Source organism: Pseudomonas sp. 44 R 15 (genome assembly GCF_900004965.1).
In the GTDB taxonomy this organism is placed as follows: domain Bacteria; phylum Pseudomonadota; class Gammaproteobacteria; order Pseudomonadales; family Pseudomonadaceae; genus Aquipseudomonas; species Aquipseudomonas orientalis_A.
This window is the reverse complement of the sequence record NZ_CVTU01000110.1, coordinates 100,840-123,787: the sequence shown is the minus strand read 5'-3', so window position 1 is coordinate 123,787 and position 22,948 is coordinate 100,840. Positions and strand designations below refer to the sequence as shown.

The window sequence follows — 22,948 nt, the reverse complement described above, 5'->3', positions numbered from 1 at the left end:
TTTCGATACTGCGCCAAGCCGGTCGTTATGCGATGGCTTCGCTGCGCTTGCCCAACATGCGATCAACCACCACCGCTACAACCAGCACCATCACCGACGGCACCAGCCACGCCAGGCCTTGCTCGCTCAATGGCAAATTAGCCATCTGCGCCGGCATCCAATCGGCCAGGCCCGCGCCCTTGAGTGCATCAATGCAGCCAAAGATAAAGGACACCAGCATCACTGGACCAACTATACGGCCCTGCTCCTGCCAGAAGTCTTTACAGAAGCTCAAAGCCACCAACACGATGCACGGCGGGTAGATCGCAGTAAGCACCGGAATGGAAAACGCGATCAGCTTGGTCAGGCCCAGGTTGGACACGAACAACGAGAACAGCGCGAGGATCACCACCAGGGTCTTGTAGGACAGCGGCAGGACTTTGCTGAAGTACTCGGCACAGGCACAGGTCAGGCCCACAGCGGTCACCAGGCACGCCAGGGAGATCAGCACAGCGAGGAAGCCGCTGCCCAGGGAACCGAAGGTATGTTGCACATAGGCGTGCAATACAGCGGCACCGTTGGCCGCCCCGGCGGCGACTTCATGGCTGCCCGAACCCAGACGGAACAGGCTGACATACACCAGCGCCAGGCCCACGCCGGCAATCAGCCCGGCAATGATCGCGTAACGCGTGATCAGCTTGGGCGACTCAACGCCACGGGAGCGAATCGCGTTGACGATGACGATGCCAAATACCAGCGCGCCGAGGGTATCCATGGTCAGGTAGCCATTGATAAAGCCCTGGGAGAACGGCGCAGCGACGTATTCCGGCGTGGCGACACCGACCTCACCGGCCGGCAAGGCAAACGCGGCAACGCCGAGGATGGCCAACGCGATGATCTTCAGCGGCGCGAGAAAACGGCCGACGGTATCCAACAGTCGACCCGGATACAGGGAGACAAAGAACACCACCAGGAAGTACACCGAACTGTAGAGGAACAGCGCCAGCGGGCTTTCCCCGGTCAGCGGCGCCAGGCCCACTTCGAACGAGACGGTGGCCGTGCGCGGCGTGGCGAACAGCGGCCCTACCGCCAGGTACGCCGCAGCCGCCAGCAGGCCACCGGCGATCTTGCCGATCGGGCTGCTCAACGCATCCATACCGCCGCCGACCTTGGCCAACGCGATCACGGTGACGACCGGCAGGCCGACAGCCGTAATCAGGAACCCCAGGGCCGCCATCCACACGTGAGGCCCGGACTGCAAACCAACGATAGGCGGGAAGATGATGTTGCCGGCGCCCACGAACAGGGCAAAGGTCATAAAGCCCAACGCCAGGATATCCTGGCTTTTCAACACTTTCATTTTGAGGAAATACCACACTACTGAATCGGAATTTAGAGGGGGATTCCCTGTGAATGAGGGAAATACCGCCGGCCCTTATGGGGGCCGACCGGTCTGGCGCGCAGCTTCCTTTTGGGATACGGGCGCATAAAGAGGCGGCTAGAGTACAGAATTAGACCGACAAACGCACTGTTGCGGGGCGTACTGTCCGATAAGCGACATTCAAATGTCGCGTTTTCATACTTAATCTAGCCATACACACAAAAAAATGTGGGAGGGGGCTTGCCCCCGATAGCGGTGGTTCAGCCACGTCATCATGACCGACACCCCGCAATCGGGGGCAAGCCCCCTCCCACATTTGGATCTCTACCAACCTCAGATACGTTGCTGAGCCCAGAATGCACAAAGGCCACCCGAAGGTGGCCTTTGTGGGGTGAAGCGTCAGCTAAGCGCGAGGCTTACTTGACGGCCCAACCGGTCAGCTCGGCCAAGGCCTTGCCGATGTCTGCCAGCGAACGCACGGTTTTCACACCTGCGTCTTGCAGCGCAGCGAATTTCTCGTCTGCAGTGCCTTTGCCGCCGGAGATGATTGCGCCAGCATGGCCCATGCGCTTGCCCGCAGGGGCAGTCACACCAGCGATGTAGGAAACAACCGGCTTGGTCACGTGTGCCTTGATGTAGGCAGCCGCTTCTTCTTCAGCCGAACCGCCGATCTCACCGATCATCACGATCGCCTCGGTCTTCGGGTCTTCCTGGAACAGCTTCAGGATGTCGATGAAGTTGGAGCCCGGAATCGGGTCACCGCCGATGCCGACGCAAGTCGACTGACCGAAACCGGCGTCAGTGGTCTGCTTCACAGCTTCGTAGGTCAGGGTGCCGGAACGGGAAACGATACCGACTTTACCTGGCAAGTGAATGTGACCCGGCATGATGCCGATCTTGCATTCGCCTGGGGTGATCACGCCTGGGCAGTTAGGGCCGATCAGGGTGATACCCAGTTCGTCGCACTTAACCTTGGCGTCCAGCATGTCCAGGGTAGGAATGCCTTCGGTGATGCACACGATCAGCTTGATGCCGCCGAAGGCCGCTTCCAGGATCGAGTCCTTGCAGAAAGGAGCTGGAACGTAGATCACGCTGGCGGTGGCGCCAGTGGCTTCTACTGCTTCTTTCACGGTGTTGAACACTGGCAGGCCCAGGTGCTCGGTGCCGCCTTTGCCCGGCGTTACGCCGCCAACCATCTGGGTGCCGTACTCGATGGCTTGCTGGGTGTGGAAACTACCTTGCGAACCGGTAATACCCTGGCAGATAACTTTGGTGTCTTTATTGATCAGGACGCTCATTACTTGCCCTCCGCAGCTTTGACAACTTGTTGAGCAGCGTCGGTCAGGCTGGTAGCCGCGATGATGTTCAAACCGCTTTCTGCCAGTACTTTAGCGCCCAGTTCAGCGTTGTTACCTTCAAGGCGAACAACAACCGGGATTTTAACGCCGACTTCTTTCACTGCACCGATGATGCCTTCGGCAATCATGTCGCAACGAACGATGCCGCCGAAGATGTTGACCAGTACTGCTGCGACGTTGGAGTCGGACAGGATGATCTTGAACGCTTCGGTTACGCGTTCCTTGGTAGCGCCACCGCCTACGTCGAGGAAGTTGGCTGGCTTGCCGCCATGCAGGTTGACGATGTCCATGGTACCCATGGCCAGACCGGCACCGTTGACCATGCAGCCGATGTTACCTTCCAGCGCTACGTAGTTCAGTTCGAACTTGGCAGCGTGCGCTTCGCGCGGATCGTCTTGCGACGGATCGTGGAAAGTCTTCAGCTTTGGCTGACGGTACATGGCGTTGGCGTCGATGTTGATCTTGGCGTCGAGGCAGTGCAGATCGCCGTCAGCCTTGATCACCAGCGGGTTCACTTCCAGCAGGGCCAGATCGTGATCCTGGAACAGTTTGGCCAGACCGACGAAGATCTTGGCGAACTGGGCAACTTGCTTGCCTTCCAGACCCAGCTGGAAAGCCAGCTCGCGACCCTGGAATGGCTGAGCGCCAACCAGTGGATCGATAGTGGCCTTCAGAATTTTTTCTGGGGTTTCGTGAGCGATTTTCTCGATGTCCACGCCACCTTCGGTGGACGCCATGAACACGATGCGACGGCTCGAACGGTCAACGACAGCGCCCAGGTACAGCTCTTTAGCGATATCAGTGCACGATTCAACCAGGATCTTGGTGACTGGCTGGCCATTGGCATCAGTCTGGTAAGTCACCAGACGCTTGCCCAGCCACTGCTGTGCGAAGGCCTTGGCGTCTTCTTTGCTGCGAACCAGCTTAACGCCGCCCGCTTTACCGCGACCACCGGCGTGGACCTGGGCTTTGACAACCCACTCGCTGCCGCCGATTTTGTCGCAAGCTTCTGCTGCTGCTTCCGGGGTGTCTACTGCGTAGCCCTTGGAAACTGGCAGGCCGTATTCAGCGAACAGCTGCTTACCCTGATACTCGTGAAGATTCATGCTTTTTACCGTCTTCGTTAGGTACTGCGCATTCGGCGCTGCGCTCATTATGAGTGCCGCACCACCTGTGACTGCTGCTTGCGCAACCTGCGGGGCTTATGGCCCGTAAAGCTGCACAAGGCTGCGTCCAGCGGATATTCCGCGGTGAGTCTTGCGCGCAAGGCTCACGACGGGCAACTCCGCCGTGGTTTCTTATTATCTCGCTTAGCGCTTCTTGCGGTTGGCAATGTGGATGGCGCCGCCATTCACTGCCAACGCTGCTTCGTGCAACGCTTCGGACAGGGTTGGATGGGAGAAGACCATCATGCCCAGGTCCTCGGCACTGGTGCCGAATTCCATACCGATAGCGCCTTGCTGAACCAGTTCTGCAGCGCTTGGACCAATCACGTGGACGCCCAATACGCGGTCAGTCTTGGCATCAGCGATGACTTTGACAAAACCACCGGTGTCGTTGGCTGCCATGGCACGGCCAGAAGCGGCGAACGGGAAGGTGCCGACGTTAACTTCAACGCCTTCAGCTTTCAACTGCTGTTCGTTCTTGCCGACCCATGCGATTTCCGGGTGGGTGTAGATAACCGATGGAATCAGGTCGTAGTTCATCTGGGTCTTGTGACCCTTGATGCGCTCGACAACCATGATGCCTTCTTCGGAAGCCTTGTGGGCCAGCATCATGCCACGAACCACGTCGCCGATCGCGTAAACGCCCGGTACGGTGGTTGCGCAATGATCGTCAACGTGGATGAAACCACGCTCATCGATGCTCACGCCGCTGTCGGAAGCCAGCAGGTCGGTGGTCACGGGGCGACGACCAACAGCTACGATCAGCTTGTCGAAGGTGATGGTCTGCTCACCTTCCTTGTCGGTGTAGGTCACGACAACTTCTTCGCCGTTGACCTTGGAACCGGTAACGCGCGCGCCCAGCTTGATGTCCAGACCCTGTTTGGTCAGGGTCTTGTAGGCTTCCTTGGACACGGCGGTGTCGGCGGCCAGCAGGAAGGTGTCCAGGGCTTCGAGCACGGTTACTTGCGAACCCAGGCGGGACCATACCGAACCCAGCTCCAGACCGATGACGCCGGCACCGATCACACCCAGGCGCTTAGGCACGGCCTGGAATTCCAGGGCGCCGGTCGAATCGACGATCACGTTCTGATCGACTGGAGCCGGTGGAATGTCGATTGGACGCGAACCGGGTGCCAGGATCACGTTTTCGGCTTCGATGACTTCAACCGAGCCGTCCGGCTTGGTGATTTCAACTTTCTTGCCGGCCAGCAGCTTGCCGTGGCCTTGCAGGGAAGTCACGCCATTGGCCTTGAACAAGGTGGCAACGCCGGAAGTCAGGCCTTTGACGATGTTGGCTTTACGGCCGACCATCGCGGGCACGTCCATGGTCACGCCGGCATGGTTGATACCGTGGATCGCGAAACCATCCTGGGCTTCGTGGAATTTCCAGGAGCTGTCCAGCAGCGCCTTGGAAGGAATGCAACCAACGTTCAGGCAGGTACCGCCCAGCGCCAGTTTGCCTTCCTTGTCGGTGTATTTTTCGATGCAAGCAGTCGAGAGGCCCAGTTGTGCAGCCTTGATGGCGGCAACATAGCCGCCAGGGCCTGCACCAATCACTACAACGTCAAATTTCTGTGTCATGAAAATAGATCCTCTATTTGCGACAAGCTTCTAGCCCCAAGCTGCAAGCCAAGCTGCTTTTTCCTACAGCTTGTAGCTCGCAACCTGGGGCTGCTTCAATCAGATATCCAGCAGCAGGCGAGCCGGGTCTTCCAGCAGGTTCTTGATGGTCACCAGGAACGTCACGGCTTCTTTACCATCGATCAGGCGGTGATCGTAAGACAGCGCCAGGTACATCATTGGGCGGATCACGACCTGGCCGTTGATGGCCATTGGACGCTGGATGATGTTGTGCATGCCCAGGATCGCGGCTTGCGGTGGGTTGACGATCGGCGTCGACATCATCGAACCGAAGGTACCACCGTTGGTGATGGTGAACGTACCGCCGGTCATCTCGTCGATGGTCAGCTTGCCGTCACGGGCTTTCTTGCCGAAGCCGGCGATGCCGCCTTCGATTTCGGCCAGGCTCATCAGCTCGGCGTTACGCAGAACCGGAACCACCAGGCCACGGTCGCTGGACACGGCAACGCCGATGTCTGCATAGCCATGGTAGACGATGTCGGCGCCATCGATGGAAGCGTTGACTGCCGGGAAGCGTTTCAGCGCTTCGGTGGCCGCCTTCACGAAGAACGACATGAAGCCCAAACGCACGCCGTTGTGGGACTTCTCAAAGAGGTCCTTGTACTTCGAACGCAGCGCCATGACTTCAGTCATGTCGACTTCGTTGAACGTGGTCAGCATCGCCATGTTCGATTGTGCTTCAACCAGGCGCTTGGCCACGGTGGCACGCACACGGGTCATCGGTACGCGCTTCTCGGTGCGGTCGCCGGCAGCGAACACAGGCGCGGCGGCAGCCGGAGCGGCGGCCTTGGCGGGTGCGGCAGCCGGAGCGTTTTTCTTCGCTTCAACCGCAGCCACCACGTCTTCCTTGGTGACACGGCCGTCTTTGCCGGTACCCTTGATGGACGCCAGGTTGATACCGTTTTCTTCAGCCAGCTGGCGAGCAGCCGGTGCAGCGATTGGATCTTCACCACCCGCAGCCGGAGCGGCGGCAGGTGCGGAAGCGGCAGCCGGTGCAGCGGCGGCGGCAGGAGCAGGAGCAGCAGCGCTGCCCTCTTCGATCGAGCCCAATACCTGGTTCGACAGGACGGTAGCGCCCTCTTCGGCCACGATTGCGCCCAGCACGCCGTCGGCTTCGGCAAGCACTTCCAGCACGACTTTGTCAGTCTCGATGTCGACGATCAGGTCGTCACGCTTGACGGCCTCGCCTGGTTTCTTGTGCCAGGTGGCAACGGTGCCATCGGCAACCGATTCCGGGAATGACGGGGCTTTGATTTCGATAGCCATTATCTGTAGGTCCTTAAAATTCGGTTTCAGTCAGCGCGAAGGCGTTAAACAGTGAAAGCAGCTTGCAGCAGTTTTTCCTGCTGCTCGGCGTGCATCGACGCATAACCACAGGCAGGTGCAGCAGACGCATCACGACCGGCATACTCCAGGCCCAGGGCCTTGTTGTGGTTGCCGATGCTGCGACGCAAGTGATGCTGGCTGCTGTACCACGCGCCCTGGTTCATCGGTTCTTCCTGACACCACACCACATTCGTGAGGTTGGTGTAAGGCGCGATGATCTCCATGAGGTCATCTTCCGGGAACGGGTAAAGCTGCTCGATACGCACGATGGCGATGTCTTCGCGGCCTTCGGCACGGCGTTTTTCCAGCAGATCGTAATAGACCTTGCCGCTGCACAGGATCAGGCGAGTGACCTTGGCGGCGTCCAGCGTATCGATTTCCGGAATAACGGTCTGGAACGAACCTTCGGCCAGATCTTCCAGGGTCGAAACGGCCAGTTTGTGACGCAACAGCGATTTCGGAGTCAGCACGACCAGTGGCTTGCGCAGCGGGCGGATCACCTGGCGACGCAGCAAGTGGTAGATCTGCGCCGGGGTCGTCGGCACGCACACCTGGATGTTGTGCTCGGCGCACAGCTGCAGGTAACGCTCCAGACGGGCCGAGGAGTGCTCGGGGCCCTGACCTTCATAACCGTGTGGCAGCAGCATGGTCAGACCGCACAGACGGCCCCACTTGTGCTCGCCGCTGGTGATGAACTGGTCGATAACCACCTGGGCACCGTTGGCGAAGTCGCCGAACTGGGCTTCCCAGATCACCAGCGCGTTAGGCGTGGTGGTGGAATAGCCGTATTCGAACGCCAGCACGGCTTCTTCGGACAGGAACGAATCGTACAGGTCGAAACGTGGCTGGCCTTCGTACAGGTTCTGCAACGGGATGTAGGTGCCCGCGTCTTTCTGGTTGTGCAATACAGCATGACGGTGCGAGAACGTACCGCGGCCGATGTCCTGGCCGGTCATGCGGATCGGGTGACCTTCGAACGCCAGGGTCGCGTACGCCATGGTTTCGGCGTAACCCCAGTTGATCGGCAGGCCGCCGGCTTGCATTTTCTGACGGTCTTCGTAGATCTTCGCAACCTGGCGCTGAACCACAAACCCTTCAGGGATTTCCAGCAACTTGGCAGACAACTCCTGCAACGTCTTCAAGTCGAAGCTGGTGTCATGGCGCGCAGTCCAGGTGTGGCCCAGGTACGGACGCCAGTCAACGAACAGCTCTTTGTTCGGTTCCTTGACCAGGCTTTTCACCACATGCAGGCCGTTATCCAGCGCATTGCGGTATTCGTCGATCTTCGCCTGGACGCGCGCATCATCCAGCACGCCGGCCTTGGTCAGGCTTTCGGCGTACAGCTCACGGGTGGTGCGCTGCTTGGTGATCTGCTGGTACATCAACGGCTGGGTGCCGCTTGGCTCGTCCGCTTCGTTGTGACCGCGACGGCGGTAGCACACCAGGTCGATGACCACGTCACGCTTGAATTGCATGCGGTAGTCGACAGCCAGTTGGGTCACGAACAGTACGGCTTCCGGATCATCGCCATTCACGTGCAGGATCGGCGCCTGGATCATCTTGGCAACGTCGGTAGCGTACTCGGTAGAGCGCGCATCCAGCGGGTTGCTGATGGTGAAGCCAACCTGGTTGTTGATGACGATATGAACCGTGCCGCCGGTCTTGAAGCCGCGGGTCTGCGACATCTGGAACGTTTCCAGGACCACGCCTTGACCGGCGAATGCCGCGTCACCGTGGATGGAAATCGGCAGGACCTTCTCGCCGGTAGCGTCGTTACGACGATCCTGGCGCGCACGCACCGACCCCTCGACCACCGGGGAAACGATTTCCAGGTGGGATGGGTTGAATGCCATGGCCAGGTGAACTTCACCGCCGGTGGTCATCACGTTGGACGAGAAGCCCTGGTGATATTTAACGTCACCGGAACCCAGCTCGACCTTCTTCTTGCCTTCGAACTCGTCGAACAGCTCGCGCGGGTTCTTGCCGAAGGTGTTGACCAACACGTTCAGGCGACCACGGTGGGCCATGCCGATCACGACTTCCTTGGTGCCATAGGAACCGGAACGCTGGATCAGCTCGTCGAGCATCGGAATCAGGCTTTCGCCGCCTTCCAGGCCGAAACGCTTGGTGCCCGGGTATTTGGTACCCAGGTATTTTTCGAGGCCTTCAGCGGCGGTCACGCGCTCAAGCAGATGGCTGCGCACATCGGCGGACAGGACCGGACGGCCACGCACGCCTTCCAGGCGATGCTGGAACCAATGGCGCTGCTCGGAATCGGTGATGTGCGTGAACTCGGCGCCGATGGTGCGGCAATATGTCTGCTGCAACGCTTCGTGAATTTCGCGTAGGCTCGCTTCCTCTTTGCCGATGAACAGGTCGCCGGCACGGAAGGTCGTATCAAGATCGGCATTGGTCAAGCCGTAATGATTGATCGACAGGTCAGCAGGTGCAGGACGCTGCCAGAGCCCCAGCGGGTCAAGCTGGGCCGCCTGGTGGCCGCGCATCCGGTAAGCCTGGATCAGTCGCAGCACTTCAACTTGCTTCTTCTCGTGCTCACTGCTCACGCTGCCGGCGGAAACCGGTTGGGCGCGGCGCTGGTTCTTTGCCAGCAACACGAAATGATCGCGAATCGCAGCATGCGATACATCGGTGGCAGCGTTGCCGTCTGAAGACAACGTCTGAAATTTGGTGCGCCATTCTTCTGGCACAGCGTTAGGGTCGTGCAGGTAGAGCTCATAAAGCTCTTCCACATAGGCAGCGTTACCACCTGAAAGATAGCCGCTGTTCCACATGCGCTGCATCACGCTTTCTTGCATGCTTGGTCACCCTCGATTTGGGGACACCACCGGCGAAAACACCGAGTTTGCTTGCAAAAGGCCAAGTGCAGCGACCAGAACAAGCCACTAGGATCACGCTGATAGTTCGGGTACCAACCCGAATGCCCCTGCTTGTCTCATTTCTTCAAAATAAGAGCCGCGGCTTTGTAAGTCGCTGCTCAAGTTAAAACTACGGCGCCGGTTGAAGCCTGCGCCGCAGCATTTACGGGCACAACGGTCCTGCTTTTACTGCAACGTCAGTTACACGCCGCTCTGCAGCAGCATGTTACGGATGTGACCAATGGCCTTAGTCGGGTTCAGGCCTTTGGGACATACGTTGACGCAGTTCATGATCCCGCGGCAGCGGAATACGCTGAACGGGTCATCCAGCGAAGCCAGACGCTCGGACGTCTTGGTGTCACGGCTGTCTGCCAGGAAGCGGTAGGCTTGCAGCAGCGCAGCCGGGCCCAGGAACTTGTCCGGGTTCCACCAGAAGGACGGGCACGACGTCGAGCAGCAAGCGCACAGGATGCACTCGTACAGGCCGTCGAGTTTTTCGCGCTCTTCCGGGGACTGCAGACGCTCGATGGCCGGAGCCGGCGTGTCGTTCTGCAGGAACGGCTTAACTTTCTCGTATTGCTTGTAGAAGATGCTCATATCGACGACCAGGTCACGGATAACCGGCAAACCTGGCAGTGGACGAACGATCAGCTTGTTGCCCTTGACCACGGCCGACAGCGGCGTGATGCACGCCAGACCGTTTTTGCCGTTGATATTCATGCCGTCGGAACCGCACACACCTTCACGGCAAGAGCGACGATAGGAGAAACCTTCGTCCTGCTCTTTGATCAGTGCCAATACATCCAGCACCATCAGGTCTTTACCGCCGGTATCGACCTGGAATTCCTGCATGAACGGCGCGGCGTCCTGATCAGGGTTGTAGCGATAAACACTGACTTTCAACATGGCAGCCACCCTTAGTAAGTCCGAATCTTCGGTTCAAACGTCGGCACCGTCTTCGGCGAGAAGTTCACGGCACGCTTGGTCACGCGCTTGTCACCCGGGAAGTACAGGGTGTGGCACAACCAGTTCTCGTCGTCGCGGTCTTCAAAGTCTTCACGGGCGTGAGCACCACGGGATTCCTTGCGAACCTCGGCGGCGATCGCCGTCGCTTCAGCCACTTCCAGCAGGTTCTGCAGCTCAAGGGCTTCGATCCGAGCGGTGTTGAACGCCTGGCTCTTGTCGTTGATCTTGACGTTGGCGATGCGTGCGCGCAGGTCGGCCAACTGGGCGATACCCTTCTGCATGTATTCGCCGGTACGGAACACACCGAAGTAGTTCTGCATGCAGCTTTGCAGCTCGCGACGCAGGGTTGCCACGTCTTCGCCATCAGTGCGCTCGTTCAGAGCGTTCAGGCGCGCCAGGGCGGCTTCGATGTTGGCGTCGGTGGCGTCATCGTATTCGATGCCGTCGGTCAGGGCTTTTTCCAGGTGCAGGCCGGCAGCGCGGCCGAATACCACCAGGTCGAGCAGCGAGTTGCCGCCCAGGCGGTTGGCACCGTGAACCGATACGCAAGCCACTTCGCCTACCGCGAACAGGCCGTGAATGATCTCGTCCACGCCTTCGGCATTCTGGGTGATGGCCTGGCCATGAATGTTGGTCGGCACGCCGCCCATCATATAGTGGCAGGTCGGAACCACCGGAACCGGAGCAACCACCGGGTCAACGTGAGCAAAGGTCTTGGACAGCTCGCAGATACCTGGCAGACGGCTGTGCAGCACTTCTTCGCCCAGGTGATCAAGCTTGAGCAGTACGTGGTCGCCGTTCGGGCCACAGCCGTTGCCGGCGATGATCTCTTTAACCATAGAACGGGCCACAACGTCGCGACCGGCAAGGTCTTTCGCGTTCGGAGCATAACGCTCCATGAAACGCTCGCCGTGCTTGTTGATCAGGTAGCCACCTTCACCACGGCAACCTTCGGTCACCAGTACACCGGCGCCGGCGATGCCGGTCGGGTGGAACTGCCACATTTCGATGTCCTGTACCGGCACGCCTGCACGCAGGGCCATGCCGACGCCGTCACCGGTGTTGATCAGGGCATTGGTGGTGGACGCGTAGATACGGCCTGCACCGCCGGTCGCCAGGACAGTCGCCTTGGCGCGGATGTAGGTGGTTTCACCGGTTTCGATGCAGATGGCGATCACGCCGACGAACTCGCCCTTGCCGTTCTTCACCAGATCGACAGCGTAGTACTCGTTCAGGAACGTGGTACCGGCTTTCAGGTTGCCCTGATAAAGGGTGTGCAGCAGCGCGTGACCGGTACGGTCGGACGCGGCGCAGGTACGGGCAGCCTGCCCGCCTTTACCGTAATCCTTCGACTGGCCGCCGAATGGACGCTGGTAGATACGGCCTTGCTCGGTACGGGAGAACGGCAGACCCATGTGGTCCAGCTCGAACACCGCAGCCGGGCCTTCCTGACACATGTATTCGATAGCGTCCTGGTCACCGATGTAATCGGAACCCTTGACGGTATCGTACATGTGCCAGCGCCAGTCATCGTTCGGATCGGCGGAAGCGATGGCGCAGGTGATGCCACCCTGGGCCGATACAGTGTGCGAACGCGTCGGGAACACCTTGGTGATCACGGCGGTCTTGTGGCCACCCTGGGCCAGCTGCAGCGCAGCGCGCATGCCGGCACCGCCGCCACCAATAATGATGGCGTCGAATGAAATAGTTGGAATGTTAGCCATGAATCAGATACCCCAAAGAATCTGCACACCCCAGACGAAGTAAGCGAACATCGCGATGCCGCATACTGCCTGGAAGAGGAAACGGACTGCGGTCGCGGACTTGCCCAGCGCCATTGGCGTCAGGTAGTCGGTCGCGATGGTCCACATGCCGACCCAGGCGTGAGCGCCCAGGGCGACAAGGGCCAGCAGGCTGAAGATTCGCATCGCATTGTGGGCGAACAGGCCGTGCCACTGCTCAAAGCCGATGCCCGGGTTTGCGACGAGGTATCCGATCAGGAAAATGAAATAAGCCGCGAGAACGACCGCAGACACACGCTGTGCCATCCAGTCATAGAGGCCCGAACGCGACAGATTCGTTACGCTGGTTACCATATCCAAACTCCTGCCAGAACGATCAGCACCACGGAAATGGCGATGATGATTTTCGAGCCCAGGCGGCCGCCTTCGAGCGTCTCACCGATACCCGCATCCATGATCAAGTGGCGCACGCCGGCTACCAGGTGATACAGCAGAGCGGACAGGAGGCCCCATGCTACGAACTTGGCCAGCGGGCTGGTCAAGGTTGCCTTCACCTCGGCAAAACCTTCCTCGGAACCCAGGGATTTGCTCAATGCGTAAAGCATGATGCCCAGGCCCAGGAACAGGATGATGCCGGAAACACGGTGCAGGAACGACGTAACGCCGGTGATGGGGAGTTTGATGGTCCTTAGGTCTAGGTTTACAGGTCGTTGGCTATTCACGGCTTTTTTTCACACTGAAGAGCCCCTAACAATCAGGGCAAAGTTGTTGGGGAGTGCGACTGGTCAGGTAAGCACCACCCAGGGAGTGCGACCCCCAATGAAAGCAAGCCCAAAAGCCCTTGGCGGTCGGTGGCCGAGTATAGACAGTTAGGTTACTAATGACAACGCGCACACCTCACCCTAATAGCTGATTGCGCTGACGGGATAAAAGGCGTAAATGGCAGGCAATTTCGACGAAAAAGTACGGTTAAAGCCTTCTGGAGCAAGACTTTAGGCAAATTGACATCTGAATTTATCTCACTATAGTGGTGCGGGCCCTGCGTGGGGGGTCTGTCTGATGATTTGAAGCATAAATAGGAGGCCACATGGCTGACAAAAAAGCGCAGTTGATCATCGAGGGCGCAGCCCCCGTCGAGCTGCCCATTTTAACCGGCACCGTTGGTCCCGATGTTATCGACGTACGGGGCCTGACGGCCACGGGCCGTTTCACTTTCGACCCAGGCTTCATGTCGACCGCCTCTTGCGAGTCGAAGATCACCTATATCGATGGCGATAATGGCATTCTGCTTCACCGCGGCTACCCGATCGAGCAACTCGCCGAACAGTCGGACTATCTGGAAACCTGCTACCTGCTGCTAAATGGCGAATTGCCAACAGCCGAGCAGAAAGCCCAGTTCGTCAGCACCGTGAAGAACCACACCATGGTTCACGAGCAGTTGAAGACCTTCTTCAACGGCTTCCGTCGCGACGCCCACCCGATGGCCGTCATGTGCGGTGTGGTCGGCGCCCTGTCGGCCTTCTATCACGACTCCCTGGACATCAATAACCCGCAGCATCGCGAAATTTCCGCGATCCGCCTGGTTGCCAAGATGCCGACCCTGGCCGCAATGGTTTACAAGTACTCCATGGGCCAACCCATGATGTACCCGCGCAACGACCTGACGTACGCGGAAAACTTCCTGCACATGATGTTCAACACGCCGTGCGAGATCAAACCGATCAGCCCGGTGCTGGCCAAGGCCATGGATCGGATCTTCATCCTTCACGCCGACCACGAACAGAACGCCTCGACCTCTACCGTACGTCTGGCGGGCTCTTCGGGTGCCAACCCGTTCGCCTGTATCGCCGCCGGTATCGCCGCACTGTGGGGCCCTGCCCACGGCGGTGCGAACGAAGCCGTATTGACCATGCTCGATGAAATCGGCGATGTCTCGAACATCGACAAATTCATCGCCAAGGCCAAGGACAAGAACGACCCGTTCAAGTTGATGGGCTTCGGTCACCGGGTCTACAAGAACCGCGACCCGCGCGCCACCGTCATGAAGCAGACCTGCGACGAAGTGTTGAAGGAACTGGGCATCAAAAACGATCCGCAACTCGAACTGGCCATGCGCCTGGAAGAGATCGCCCTGACCGACCCGTACTTCATCGAACGCTCGCTGTACCCGAACGTCGACTTCTACTCGGGGATCATCCTCAAGGCGATCGGCATTCCAACCAGCATGTTCACCGTGATCTTCGCCCTGGCGCGGACCGTGGGCTGGATCTCCCACTGGAAGGAAATGCTCTCGAGCCCGTACAAGATTGGCCGCCCGCGTCAGTTGTACACCGGCTACGAGTCGCGTGATATCACCAAGCTGGAAGATCGCAAGTAAGCATTTAGCTGCAAGCTGTACTGAGAACGGCCTCCCTTAGTGGAGGCCGTTTTTATTTGTGTCGTCTGAGCTGGCCTCATCGGGGGCAAGCCCCCTCCCACACTGGAGTGGGTTCACACATCTGAACGTGTGGATGCAGTCAAATGTGGGAGGGGGCTTGCCCCCGATGAGGCCAGACCAGACACCACAAACCCCCAGACAAAAAAATACCCCAGCCTTTCGACCGGGGCATTTCTTATCCCTCTAAAAGCTTAGTGATTAACCGCCCCACTCGCCCCCAACCCCGTCTGCGAACGCACAAACTGCGGGAAGTACAGCGCACGCTCTTTCTCTGCCGCCGCCGACTTGTCGGTGATGGAGAAGAACCAGATACCGACGAACGCAATGATCATCGAGAACAGCGCCGGGTACTCGTACGGGAAGATGGCTTTTTCATGGTGCAGGATCGAGACCCAGATGGTCGGACCCAGCACCATCAGGCCCACGGCACTGACCAAGCCCAGCCAGCCACCAATCATGGCGCCACGGGTGGTGAGGTTTTTCCAGTACATGGAAAGCAGCAGCACGGGGAAGTTACAGCTGGCGGCAATCGAGAACGCCAGGCCGACCATGAACGCAATGTTCTGGCTTTCGAACAGAATCCCCAGGCCGATAGCCAACACCGCCAGGGCGATGGTGGTGATCTTCGACACGCGAATCTCGTCCTTCTCGTTGGCCTTGCCTTTCTTAATCACGCTGGCGTACAGGTCGTGGGACACCGCCGAGGCACCTGCGAGCGTCAAGCCGGCAACCACCGCAAGGATGGTGGCGAAGGCCACGGCCGAGATGAAGCCCAGGAAGATACTGCCACCCACCGCGTTGGCCAGGTGCACCGCCGCCATGTTGTTGCCGCCGAGCAGAGCACCGGCCGCGTCCTTGAACGCCGGGTTGGTGCTGACCAGCAGGATCGCGCCAAAACCGATGATGAACGTCAGGATATAGAAGTAACCGATAAAGCCGGTGGCATACAGCACGCTCTTACGCGCTTCCTTGGCGTCACTCACCGTGAAGAAGCGCATCAGGATGTGCGGCAGGCCAGCAGTCCCGAACATCAGGGCAAGCCCCAGGGAGAACGCCGAGATCGGGTCTTTCACCAGGCCGCCGGGGCTCATGATCGCTTCACCTTTAGGGTGAACCTTGATCGCCTCGGAGAACAGCATGTTGAAGTCGAAGTTGACGTGCTTCATCACCATCAGCGCCATGAACGAGGCGCCGGACAGCAGCAGCACTGCCTTGATGATCTGTACCCAGGTGGTCGCCAGCATGCCGCCGAACAGCACATAGAGGCACATCAGGATGCCCACCAGGATCACCGCTACATGGTAATCGAGGCCGAACAGCAGCTGGATCAGTTTGCCCGCGCCGACCATCTGCGCGATCAGGTAGAACGCCACCACCACCAGCGAGCCACAGGCCGACAGGCTGCGGATCTGGGTTTGGCCCAGGCGATAGGACGCCACGTCGGCAAAGGTGTACTTGCCCAGATTACGCAGGCGCTCGGCGATCAGGAACAGAATGATCGGCCAGCCCACCAGGAAGCCGATCGAGTAGATCAGTCCGTCATAGCCGGAGGTGAACACCAGCGCGGAAATCCCCAGGAAGGACGCGGCCGACATATAGTCGCCGGCAATCGCCAGGCCGTTCTGGAAACCGGTGATCTTGCCGCCGGCCGCATAGTAGTCGGCCGCCGAGTTGTTGCGCTTGGAGGCCCAGTAGGTGATGCACAACGTCGCGCCGACAAAGGCCACGAACATCAGGATCGCTGCAATATTCAGCGGTTGCTTGTGCACTTCACCGGTCAATGCATCGGCCGCCCAAACGGCGGGCGCAAAGACTGAAGCGCCGAATACAGCCAATAGACGACGGATCATTGCGCAGCCTCCTTGAGAATCGCATTGTTCAGGTCGTCGAATTCGCCGTTGGCGCGTCGTACATAGATGCCGGTGAGGATGAAGGCCGAGACAATCAGCCCGACCCCGATGGGGATGCCCCAGGTAATGGATGAGCCAGGGCTGAGCTTGGCCCCCAGCACTTGGGGCCCGTAGGCGATCAACAGGATGAATCCGGAGTAAAGCCCTAGCATGATCGCCGAGAGAATCCAGGCGAACCTTTCCCTTTTCCTGACCAGCTCCTTGAAACGCGGGCTGTTTTGAATCGAGAGGTAAATGCTGTCGTTCATTGTTTTTATCCTCGCAGCACAGCTTTTTTATTATTGGAACATGGCCACTGTATGCGGCTGCGGAACAGGTTCCAGACGACCTTAGTCTTAGATCGAGTGTAGCGAGGGATTGTGAGAACACAGGAAGATTTGCGGGGGACAAAAATCAATGTGGGAGGGGGCTTGCCCCCGATAGCGGTGGGTCAGTCAAAATAGCTGTGACTGACATGCCGCCATCGGGGGCAAGCCCCCTCCCACAAGGTACATCGGGGAATTTACTTAGCGAGCCACTCGGCTACACGCTCAGGGTGCTTGGCGACCCAATCCTTGGCCGCTGCGTCCGGCTTGGCACCTTCCTGGATCGCCAGCATGACTTCACCGATTTCATCCTTGGAGGCCCACTGGAATTTCTTCAGGAACGCCGCCACTTCCGGCGCTTTCGCCTCCAGGCCCTTGCTGCCGATGCTGTTGACGGTTTCGGCAGCACCATAAACGCCTTTTGGGTCATCCAGGAAACGCAGTTTCCACTTGGCGAACATCCAGTGCGGCACCCAACCGGTGACCGCAATGGAATCCTGCTTGTCTTCGGCGCGGGTCAGTTCGGCGATCATTGCGGCGCCCGAGCTGGCTTGCAGTTTGTAGTCGAGCCCGTATTGCTTGATGGCCTCGTCGGTCTTGAGCATCACGCCTGAACCGGCGTCGATGCCGACGATCTTGTTTTTGAAGGTGGTGTCGGTCTTGAGGTCTTCGATGGACTTGGCCTTGACGTACTCCGGCACGATCAAGCCAATTTTCGCATCCTTGAAGTTGGGGCCGTAGTCGACCACCTTGTCCTTGTTCTTGGTCCAGTATTCGCCGTGGGTCACCGGCAGCCAGGCGGACAGCATGGCATCGAGCTTGCCGGTGGCCACACCCTGCCACATGATCCCGGTGGCGACCGCTTGCAACTTCACGTCATAGCCGAGCTTTTGCTTGATCACTTCAGCCGCCACATGGGTGGTGGCCACGCTGTCGGACCAGCCATCCACATAGCCGATGCTCAGGGTTTTGCTGTCGGCACTGGCCAGTGTGGAGCCCATCGCAACTACCAGAGTGGCAGCTGCGCCCAAGAGTCGTCGCATCTTCATATTACTTCCCCGAAAGTGCTGCGCCCGACGAATGCCGAGCGACGTCAACCTGTTTTTATACGGTGCACCGCGCCCCCTTCACGCGCATCGATCCGGTCGCTGAGGCATCAGTGGAGTACTGACGGTTTTATCATCAACCTGCCGAGGCCTTTACCCTGCTCTGTCAGCGACCTTGGTTGAGCAGGAAACGACATCACATCGCCAGCAGGACGTTTTGTAGGAGTTATCGTCAGAATCACGCCCGAAGTTTGCATGTCAAAATTATGCAGCCGCACTGGCACGCGCCAAATCCGGGTAAGATGCGCGCCTTTGCTCTCCCAGATAAGCCGACCATGCCCGCGACTGCCCGCTTCCCCGCCCTGCCCTATTTTCTTGCTTTGATCCTGGGTGTGCTCGCCCTTGTCGGCTACTGGTATGGCCTTGGCCGGCCGGTGGTGCTGCCGGATGTGGCGAGCGCCAGCCACAAGCTGCAATGTGCGTCCTATACGCCGTTCGACAAGGACCAATCGCCGTTCGACCAGCCCTTCCAGCTGCGTCCCGAGCGCATGGACGCCGACCTGGCCCTGCTGGCCACACGCTTTGAATGCATTCGCACGTACTCCATGACCGGCCTCGAAGCGTTGCCGCAGATGGCGCGCAAGCATGGCCTGAAGGTGATGGCCGGGGCCTGGGTGAGCAGCGACCCGGTGGCAACTCAAAAGGAAATCGACGAGTTGATCACGGCCGCCAATGCCAACCCGGACGTGGTGACCTCGGTCATCGTCGGCAACGAAGCGCTGTTGCGTAAAGAGGTCACCGCTAAACAGCTGGTGACGCTGATCCAGACCGTCAAACGCCAGATCAAGCAGCCGGTCACCTACGCCGATGTGTGGGAATTCTGGCTGCAGCACCCGGAAATCGCCCCGGCGGTGGACTTCCTGACCATCCACCTGCTGCCGTACTGGGAAGATGAGCCATCCGGCATCGACCAGGCGCTCAAGCATGTAGGCGATGTACGCCAGACCTTCGGCCACAAGTTCGCGCCCAAGGACATTCTGATCGGCGAAACCGGCTGGCCCAGTGAAGGACGCCAGCGCGAAACCGCCGTGCCGAGCCGGGCCAATGAAGCCAGGTTCATGCGTGGGTTTGTCGCCATGGCCGAAGCCAATGGCTGGCGCTACAACCTGATTGAAGCCTTTGACCAGCCATGGAAACGCGCCAGTGAAGGGGCCGTGGGCGGTTACTGGGGGCTGTTCGATGCAGACCGCCAGGACAAGGGCATCCTCGCAGGGCCGGTGACCAATGTGCCGTACTGGCCGCTATGGCTGGGCGTCGGCGGGATGATTCTGTTGGGGACGTTGGTACTGGGCGGACGAGTCCGTACAACCCGCGCGGCCCTTGCACTGCCATGGCTCGGTGCGATCGCGGCGTGCTCCATCGGCACCTGGGCTGAACTGACTCGCGTGACTGCTCGTTTTAATGATGAGTGGGTGTGGGCCGGCTTGTTGCTGGTATTGAACCTGCTGGTACTGGCCCACGCCGCACTGGCGCTCGGCGCCCGTGATGGCTGGCGTGAGCGGGCGTTCAACTGGCTGGAGCAACGGGCGGGCTGGCTGGTGGCGATTGCCGGGTTTGCCGGCGCTGTGATGATGCTCGCGTTGGTGTTCGATCCGCGTTATCGCAGCTTCCCGAGCGCGGCGCTGGTACTGCCGGCCCTGGTGTACCTGGTGCGCCCGGTCACCGGGCCGCGTCGGGAGATCGCGCTGCTGGCCTTTATCATCGGTGCCGGCATTGCGCCGCAGTTGTACCGTGAAGGCTTGTTGAATCAGCAGGCTTGGGGGTGGGCGGTGGTGAGTGTGCTTATGGTTGTGGCTTTGTGGCGTTGCTTGCGGGTGCGCAAGGCTTAACCCCCCCCTGTAGGAGCGAGCTTGCTCGCGAAGAACGCCAGTGCAACGCGGGGCCTCAGACTCCCCGCGTTATCATTAACGATTCTCGCGAGCAAGCTCGCTCCTACGGACCAACCGCAACCCCGCAATCACCACGGCAAACACCGCAAACGTAGTGTTGTACAACGCCAACGCCGGCAACCCGAACACCAACCCCAACACCGCCAGGCCCCACCCCGCACGGCCCGGCACGCAAAACCCCAGCACCGACGTGATCAACGCCGCCCAACCCAGCACCTTGAAATGAATCATCAACCCCAGGTTCGAACGCACCTGGCATTCCCAGCGGCTGGCTTCATCAGCACAAATGCCGACCCACTGCCCATCCTCCATGAAGCCATACCGCGCGGCATAACTGGCCGCCAACCATAATGGCAGGGCGATAAGCAGCAGGATCAATGGCAAACGACGGGACATAGGGCACTCCGATAGGCAAAAACGGCGCTCAGCTTAATCCCCCGGCGGCCGTTAGCAAGGTGTCTGCGCAGATATCTGTTCATCAATGCGTGGCAAAGTGTATCGTCTGCCAGCTATTACTCCGATTCCGACGTTTTTTTCCGACTTTTCGTGCCGAAGGCTGGCACTTCGGTGGCAACGCGGTGGTCATAGCCTGCGAATTTCATTCAGCACCTTTCCTCTTAGGGATTAAGTCATGCTCCGTTCCTTGCGCTGTGCTGCCTTGCTGGGCAGCCTTTTTTTGAGTGCGTCAGCACTGGCCGTCGATATCGACCAAGCCAGCTATGGCTACCCTTTGACGAACCCGTTCGAAGCGACCATTGCCACCACTCCACCTGATCTTCGGCCCACGTTGCCGACCGACGACGAGATCAATCAATCCGATTACACCTTGAACATGCGTCCCGAGCGCGAGTTCAGCCTGCCGGACAATTTCTGGGCGGTGAAGAAACTCACCTACCGCATCGCCAAGCAGGACCGCGCCGCGCCATTGATCTTTCTGATCGCCGGTACCGGTGCGCGCTTCGACAGCAGCATCAACGAATACCTCAAGAAGCTGTATTACCAGGCCGGCTACCACGTGGTGCAGCTGTCATCGCCGACCAGCTTCGACTTCATCAGCGCCGCATCGCGCTTCGCCACTCCGGGTATCACCCAGGAAGACGCCGAAGACATGTACCGCGTGATGCAGGCCGTGCGTGCGCAGAACGCTTCGTTGCCGGTGACTGATTTCTACCTCACCGGGTACAGCCTGGGCGCCCTGGATGCTGCCTTTGTCAGCAAGCTCGACGAAACCCGTCGCAGCTTCAACTTCAAGAAAGTGCTGCTGCTAAACCCTCCGGTCAACCTCTACACGTCGATCACCAACCTCGACAAGCTGGTCCAGACCGAGGTCAAGGGCATCAACAACACCACCACCTTCTATGAACTGGTGTTGAGCAAGCTGACCCGCTACTTCCAGCAAAAGGGCTACATTGACCTCAATGACGCCCTGCTCTACGACTTCCAACAGTCCAAGCAGCACCTGACCAACGAACAGATGGCCATGCTGATCGGCACCTCGTTCCGCTTCTCGGCTGCCGATATCGCCTTTACCTCGGACCTGATCAACCGCCGCGGCCTGATCATCCCGCCCAAATACCCGATCACCGAAGGCACCAGCCTCACGCCGTTCCTCAAGCGTGCCCTGCAGTGCGACTTCGACTGCTACCTCACCGAACAGGTAATCCCGATGTGGCGCGCCCGTTCCGACGGCGGCAGTCTGCTGCAACTGGTGGACCAGGTGAGCCTGTATGCGCTCAAGGACTACCTGCATGCCAGCCCGAAGATCGCCGTGATGCACAACGCCGACGACGTGATCCTTGGCCCGGGCGACCTGGGTTTCCTGCGTAAAACCTTCGGCGATCGCTTGACCGTCTACCCGCTGGGCGGCCACTGCGGCAACCTCAATTACCGCGTCAACGCCGACGCCATGCTGGAGTTCTTCCGTGGCTAAATATCTTCTGCTGCTTGCCGCACTAATGTGCGCAGGCGTGGCCAATGCCGACAACAGCAAGGCCCACGAACCGGTCAAGGTCGATGCCGACGGCTTCAAGGAGCCGCTGACCAAACTCAAGTTCAACGCAGGCCTCGACCAGCGTGAATTCGAACGTTCGTCGCTGACCGCGCTCAACGTGTATGACCCGCTGGAGTCGTGGAACCGCCGCGTATACCACTTCAACTATCGCTTCGACCAGTGGGTGTTCCTGCCGGTGGTGGACGGTTACCGCTACGTCACCCCAAGCTTCCTGCGCACCGGCGTAAGCAACTTCTTCAACAACCTGGGCGACGTGCCCAACCTGTTGAACAGCCTGCTGCAACTCAAGGGCCATCGCTCCCTGGAGACCACCGGACGCCTGCTCGTCAACACCACCATCGGCATCGCCGGCCTGTGGGACCCGGCCACCGCCATGGGCCTGCCGCGCCAGAGCGAAGACTTCGGTCAGACCTTGGGCTTCTACGGCGTGCCCGGCGGCGCTTATGTGGTATTGCCGATCTTCGGCCCGTCGAACCTGCGCGACACCGGCGGCCTGCTGGTGGACTACACCGCCGAGTCGCAGATCAACTTCCTCAACGTCTCCGAAGTCAGCTCCAACCACCCGGAAATCTGGGCCCTGCGCGCCGTGGACAGGCGCTACCAGACCAGCTTCCGCTATGGGCAGATGAACTCGCCGTTCGAGTATGAGAAGGTGCGCTACATCTACACCGAGTCGCGCAAGTTGCAGATTGCCGAGTAAACAGCGCCCCTTAGATCGTTCCCACGCTCCGCGTGGGAATGCCAACCAGGACGCTCCGCGTCCCGCTTTCAGCGCAAAACCCAGCATCTGCGCAATGGTGACGCGGAGCGTCACGGGATGCATTCCCACGCGGAGCGAGGGAACGATCATCTCCT

At 59.3% G+C, this 22,948-nt stretch carries 18 protein-coding genes; 4 read left to right on the top strand and 14 right to left on the bottom strand.

The window, feature by feature from the left end; translation table 11 throughout:
• Positions 1-25 precede the first annotated feature (25 nt).
• The 10 genes from brnQ to sdhC form a co-directional block, all read right to left on the bottom strand.
• On the bottom strand, positions 26-1,339 hold the full coding sequence (gene brnQ, locus BFP93_RS21170; RefSeq protein WP_065894787.1) for a branched-chain amino acid transport system II carrier protein: 1,314 nt from the start codon (positions 1,337-1,339) through the stop codon (positions 26-28).
• 437 nt (positions 1,340-1,776) lie between these two features.
• Positions 1,777-2,658, bottom strand: coding sequence for a succinate--CoA ligase subunit alpha (gene sucD / locus BFP93_RS21165; RefSeq protein ID WP_065884237.1), 882 nt, complete (start codon positions 2,656-2,658; stop codon positions 1,777-1,779).
• The gene (gene sucC, locus BFP93_RS21160; protein WP_003190011.1) at positions 2,658-3,824 is read right to left on the bottom strand and encodes an ADP-forming succinate--CoA ligase subunit beta; all 1,167 of its coding nucleotides are present in this window, start codon (positions 3,822-3,824) and stop codon (positions 2,658-2,660) included. Before sucC ends, sucD begins: the two co-directional genes overlap by 1 nt.
• A 204-nt stretch (positions 3,825-4,028) precedes the next feature.
• Complete coding sequence (gene lpdA / locus BFP93_RS21155; protein WP_057722679.1) at positions 4,029-5,465, bottom strand: dihydrolipoyl dehydrogenase; 1,437 nt, start codon at positions 5,463-5,465, stop codon at positions 4,029-4,031.
• A 99-nt stretch (positions 5,466-5,564) separates the two neighbouring features.
• Positions 5,565-6,791, bottom strand: coding sequence for a 2-oxoglutarate dehydrogenase complex dihydrolipoyllysine-residue succinyltransferase (gene odhB / locus BFP93_RS21150; protein ID WP_065894786.1), 1,227 nt, complete (start codon positions 6,789-6,791; stop codon positions 5,565-5,567).
• Between the two features lie 44 nt (positions 6,792-6,835).
• On the bottom strand, positions 6,836-9,667 hold the full coding sequence (locus BFP93_RS21145) for a 2-oxoglutarate dehydrogenase E1 component (protein ID WP_065894785.1): 2,832 nt from the start codon (positions 9,665-9,667) through the stop codon (positions 6,836-6,838).
• A 261-nt stretch (positions 9,668-9,928) separates the two neighbouring features.
• On the bottom strand, positions 9,929-10,633 hold the full coding sequence (locus tag BFP93_RS21140) for a succinate dehydrogenase iron-sulfur subunit (protein ID WP_003172807.1): 705 nt from the start codon (positions 10,631-10,633) through the stop codon (positions 9,929-9,931).
• 11 nt (positions 10,634-10,644) lie between these two features.
• A complete protein-coding gene (gene sdhA / locus BFP93_RS21135) occupies positions 10,645-12,417 on the bottom strand; it encodes a succinate dehydrogenase flavoprotein subunit (protein ID WP_065884233.1) in 1,773 nt (590 codons plus the stop codon).
• 3 nt (positions 12,418-12,420) lie between these two features.
• Complete coding sequence (sdhD, locus tag BFP93_RS21130; protein ID WP_065884231.1) at positions 12,421-12,789, bottom strand: succinate dehydrogenase, hydrophobic membrane anchor protein; 369 nt, start codon at positions 12,787-12,789, stop codon at positions 12,421-12,423.
• Positions 12,783-13,157: a succinate dehydrogenase, cytochrome b556 subunit gene (gene sdhC, locus BFP93_RS21125; protein WP_065884229.1), complete on the bottom strand. Its 375-nt coding sequence runs from the start codon at positions 13,155-13,157 to the stop codon at positions 12,783-12,785. The genes sdhD and sdhC overlap by 7 nt, the downstream gene beginning before the upstream one ends.
• 365 nt (positions 13,158-13,522) lie before the next feature.
• Here sdhC and gltA point away from each other — a divergent pair, with 365 nt between their 5' ends.
• Positions 13,523-14,812: a citrate synthase gene (gene gltA, locus BFP93_RS21120; protein WP_012723087.1), complete on the top strand. Its 1,290-nt coding sequence runs from the start codon at positions 13,523-13,525 to the stop codon at positions 14,810-14,812.
• A gap of 251 nt (positions 14,813-15,063) precedes the next feature.
• On the opposite strand, the gene BFP93_RS21115 is transcribed toward gltA, so the two are convergent.
• The 3 genes from BFP93_RS21115 to BFP93_RS21105 form a co-directional block, all read right to left on the bottom strand.
• A complete protein-coding gene (locus BFP93_RS21115; protein ID WP_065884227.1) occupies positions 15,064-16,722 on the bottom strand; it encodes a cation acetate symporter in 1,659 nt (552 codons plus the stop codon).
• Complete coding sequence (locus tag BFP93_RS21110) at positions 16,719-17,030, bottom strand: DUF485 domain-containing protein (protein ID WP_057014105.1); 312 nt, start codon at positions 17,028-17,030, stop codon at positions 16,719-16,721. The genes BFP93_RS21115 and BFP93_RS21110 overlap by 4 nt, the downstream gene beginning before the upstream one ends.
• A 254-nt stretch (positions 17,031-17,284) precedes the next feature.
• Complete coding sequence (locus BFP93_RS21105; RefSeq protein ID WP_065894784.1) at positions 17,285-18,136, bottom strand: glycine betaine ABC transporter substrate-binding protein; 852 nt, start codon at positions 18,134-18,136, stop codon at positions 17,285-17,287.
• 332 nt (positions 18,137-18,468) lie between these two features.
• Here BFP93_RS21105 and BFP93_RS21100 point away from each other — a divergent pair, with 332 nt between their 5' ends.
• A complete protein-coding gene (locus BFP93_RS21100) occupies positions 18,469-20,022 on the top strand; it encodes a glycoside hydrolase family 17 protein (protein WP_065894783.1) in 1,554 nt (517 codons plus the stop codon).
• A gap of 75 nt (positions 20,023-20,097) precedes the next feature.
• Here BFP93_RS21100 and BFP93_RS21095 read toward each other — a convergent pair whose 3' ends face one another.
• Positions 20,098-20,478 (bottom strand): hypothetical protein, encoded by a 381-nt coding sequence (locus BFP93_RS21095; protein ID WP_065894782.1) that lies wholly within the window; start codon positions 20,476-20,478, stop codon positions 20,098-20,100.
• Between the two features lie 235 nt (positions 20,479-20,713).
• Here BFP93_RS21095 and BFP93_RS21090 point away from each other — a divergent pair, with 235 nt between their 5' ends.
• On the top strand, positions 20,714-22,012 hold the full coding sequence (locus tag BFP93_RS21090; RefSeq protein WP_057722697.1) for a serine/threonine protein kinase: 1,299 nt from the start codon (positions 20,714-20,716) through the stop codon (positions 22,010-22,012).
• Positions 22,005-22,793 carry an MlaA family lipoprotein gene (locus BFP93_RS21085; protein WP_065884221.1) on the top strand — a complete coding sequence of 263 codons (789 nt, stop codon included), beginning with the start codon at positions 22,005-22,007 and terminating at the stop codon, positions 22,791-22,793. Before BFP93_RS21090 ends, BFP93_RS21085 begins: the two co-directional genes overlap by 8 nt.
• The last annotated feature ends 155 nt before the right edge of the window (positions 22,794-22,948 follow it).

Coding starts and splice junctions, on each gene's coding strand:
- BFP93_RS21140 (WP_003172807.1), bottom strand. CDS start 10,633: ATGTTGAAAGTCAGTGTTTATCGCTACAACCCTGATCAGGACGCCGCG.
- BFP93_RS21110 (WP_057014105.1), bottom strand. CDS start 17,030: ATGAACGACAGCATTTACCTCTCGATTCAAAACAGCCCGCGTTTCAAG.
- brnQ (WP_065894787.1), bottom strand. CDS start 1,339: ATGAAAGTGTTGAAAAGCCAGGATATCCTGGCGTTGGGCTTTATGACC.
- BFP93_RS21090 (WP_057722697.1), top strand. CDS start 20,714: ATGCTCCGTTCCTTGCGCTGTGCTGCCTTGCTGGGCAGCCTTTTTTTG.
- odhB (WP_065894786.1), bottom strand. CDS start 6,791: ATGGCTATCGAAATCAAAGCCCCGTCATTCCCGGAATCGGTTGCCGAT.
- sucD (WP_065884237.1), bottom strand. CDS start 2,658: ATGAGCGTCCTGATCAATAAAGACACCAAAGTTATCTGCCAGGGTATT.
- lpdA (WP_057722679.1), bottom strand. CDS start 5,465: ATGACACAGAAATTTGACGTTGTAGTGATTGGTGCAGGCCCTGGCGGC.
- sdhD (WP_065884231.1), bottom strand. CDS start 12,789: ATGGTAACCAGCGTAACGAATCTGTCGCGTTCGGGCCTCTATGACTGG.
- sucC (WP_003190011.1), bottom strand. CDS start 3,824: ATGAATCTTCACGAGTATCAGGGTAAGCAGCTGTTCGCTGAATACGGC.
- BFP93_RS21115 (WP_065884227.1), bottom strand. CDS start 16,722: ATGATCCGTCGTCTATTGGCTGTATTCGGCGCTTCAGTCTTTGCGCCC.
- BFP93_RS21100 (WP_065894783.1), top strand. CDS start 18,469: ATGCCCGCGACTGCCCGCTTCCCCGCCCTGCCCTATTTTCTTGCTTTG.
- BFP93_RS21105 (WP_065894784.1), bottom strand. CDS start 18,136: ATGAAGATGCGACGACTCTTGGGCGCAGCTGCCACTCTGGTAGTTGCG.
- BFP93_RS21095 (WP_065894782.1), bottom strand. CDS start 20,478: ATGTCCCGTCGTTTGCCATTGATCCTGCTGCTTATCGCCCTGCCATTA.
- gltA (WP_012723087.1), top strand. CDS start 13,523: ATGGCTGACAAAAAAGCGCAGTTGATCATCGAGGGCGCAGCCCCCGTC.
- sdhA (WP_065884233.1), bottom strand. CDS start 12,417: ATGGCTAACATTCCAACTATTTCATTCGACGCCATCATTATTGGTGGC.
- BFP93_RS21145 (WP_065894785.1), bottom strand. CDS start 9,667: ATGCAAGAAAGCGTGATGCAGCGCATGTGGAACAGCGGCTATCTTTCA.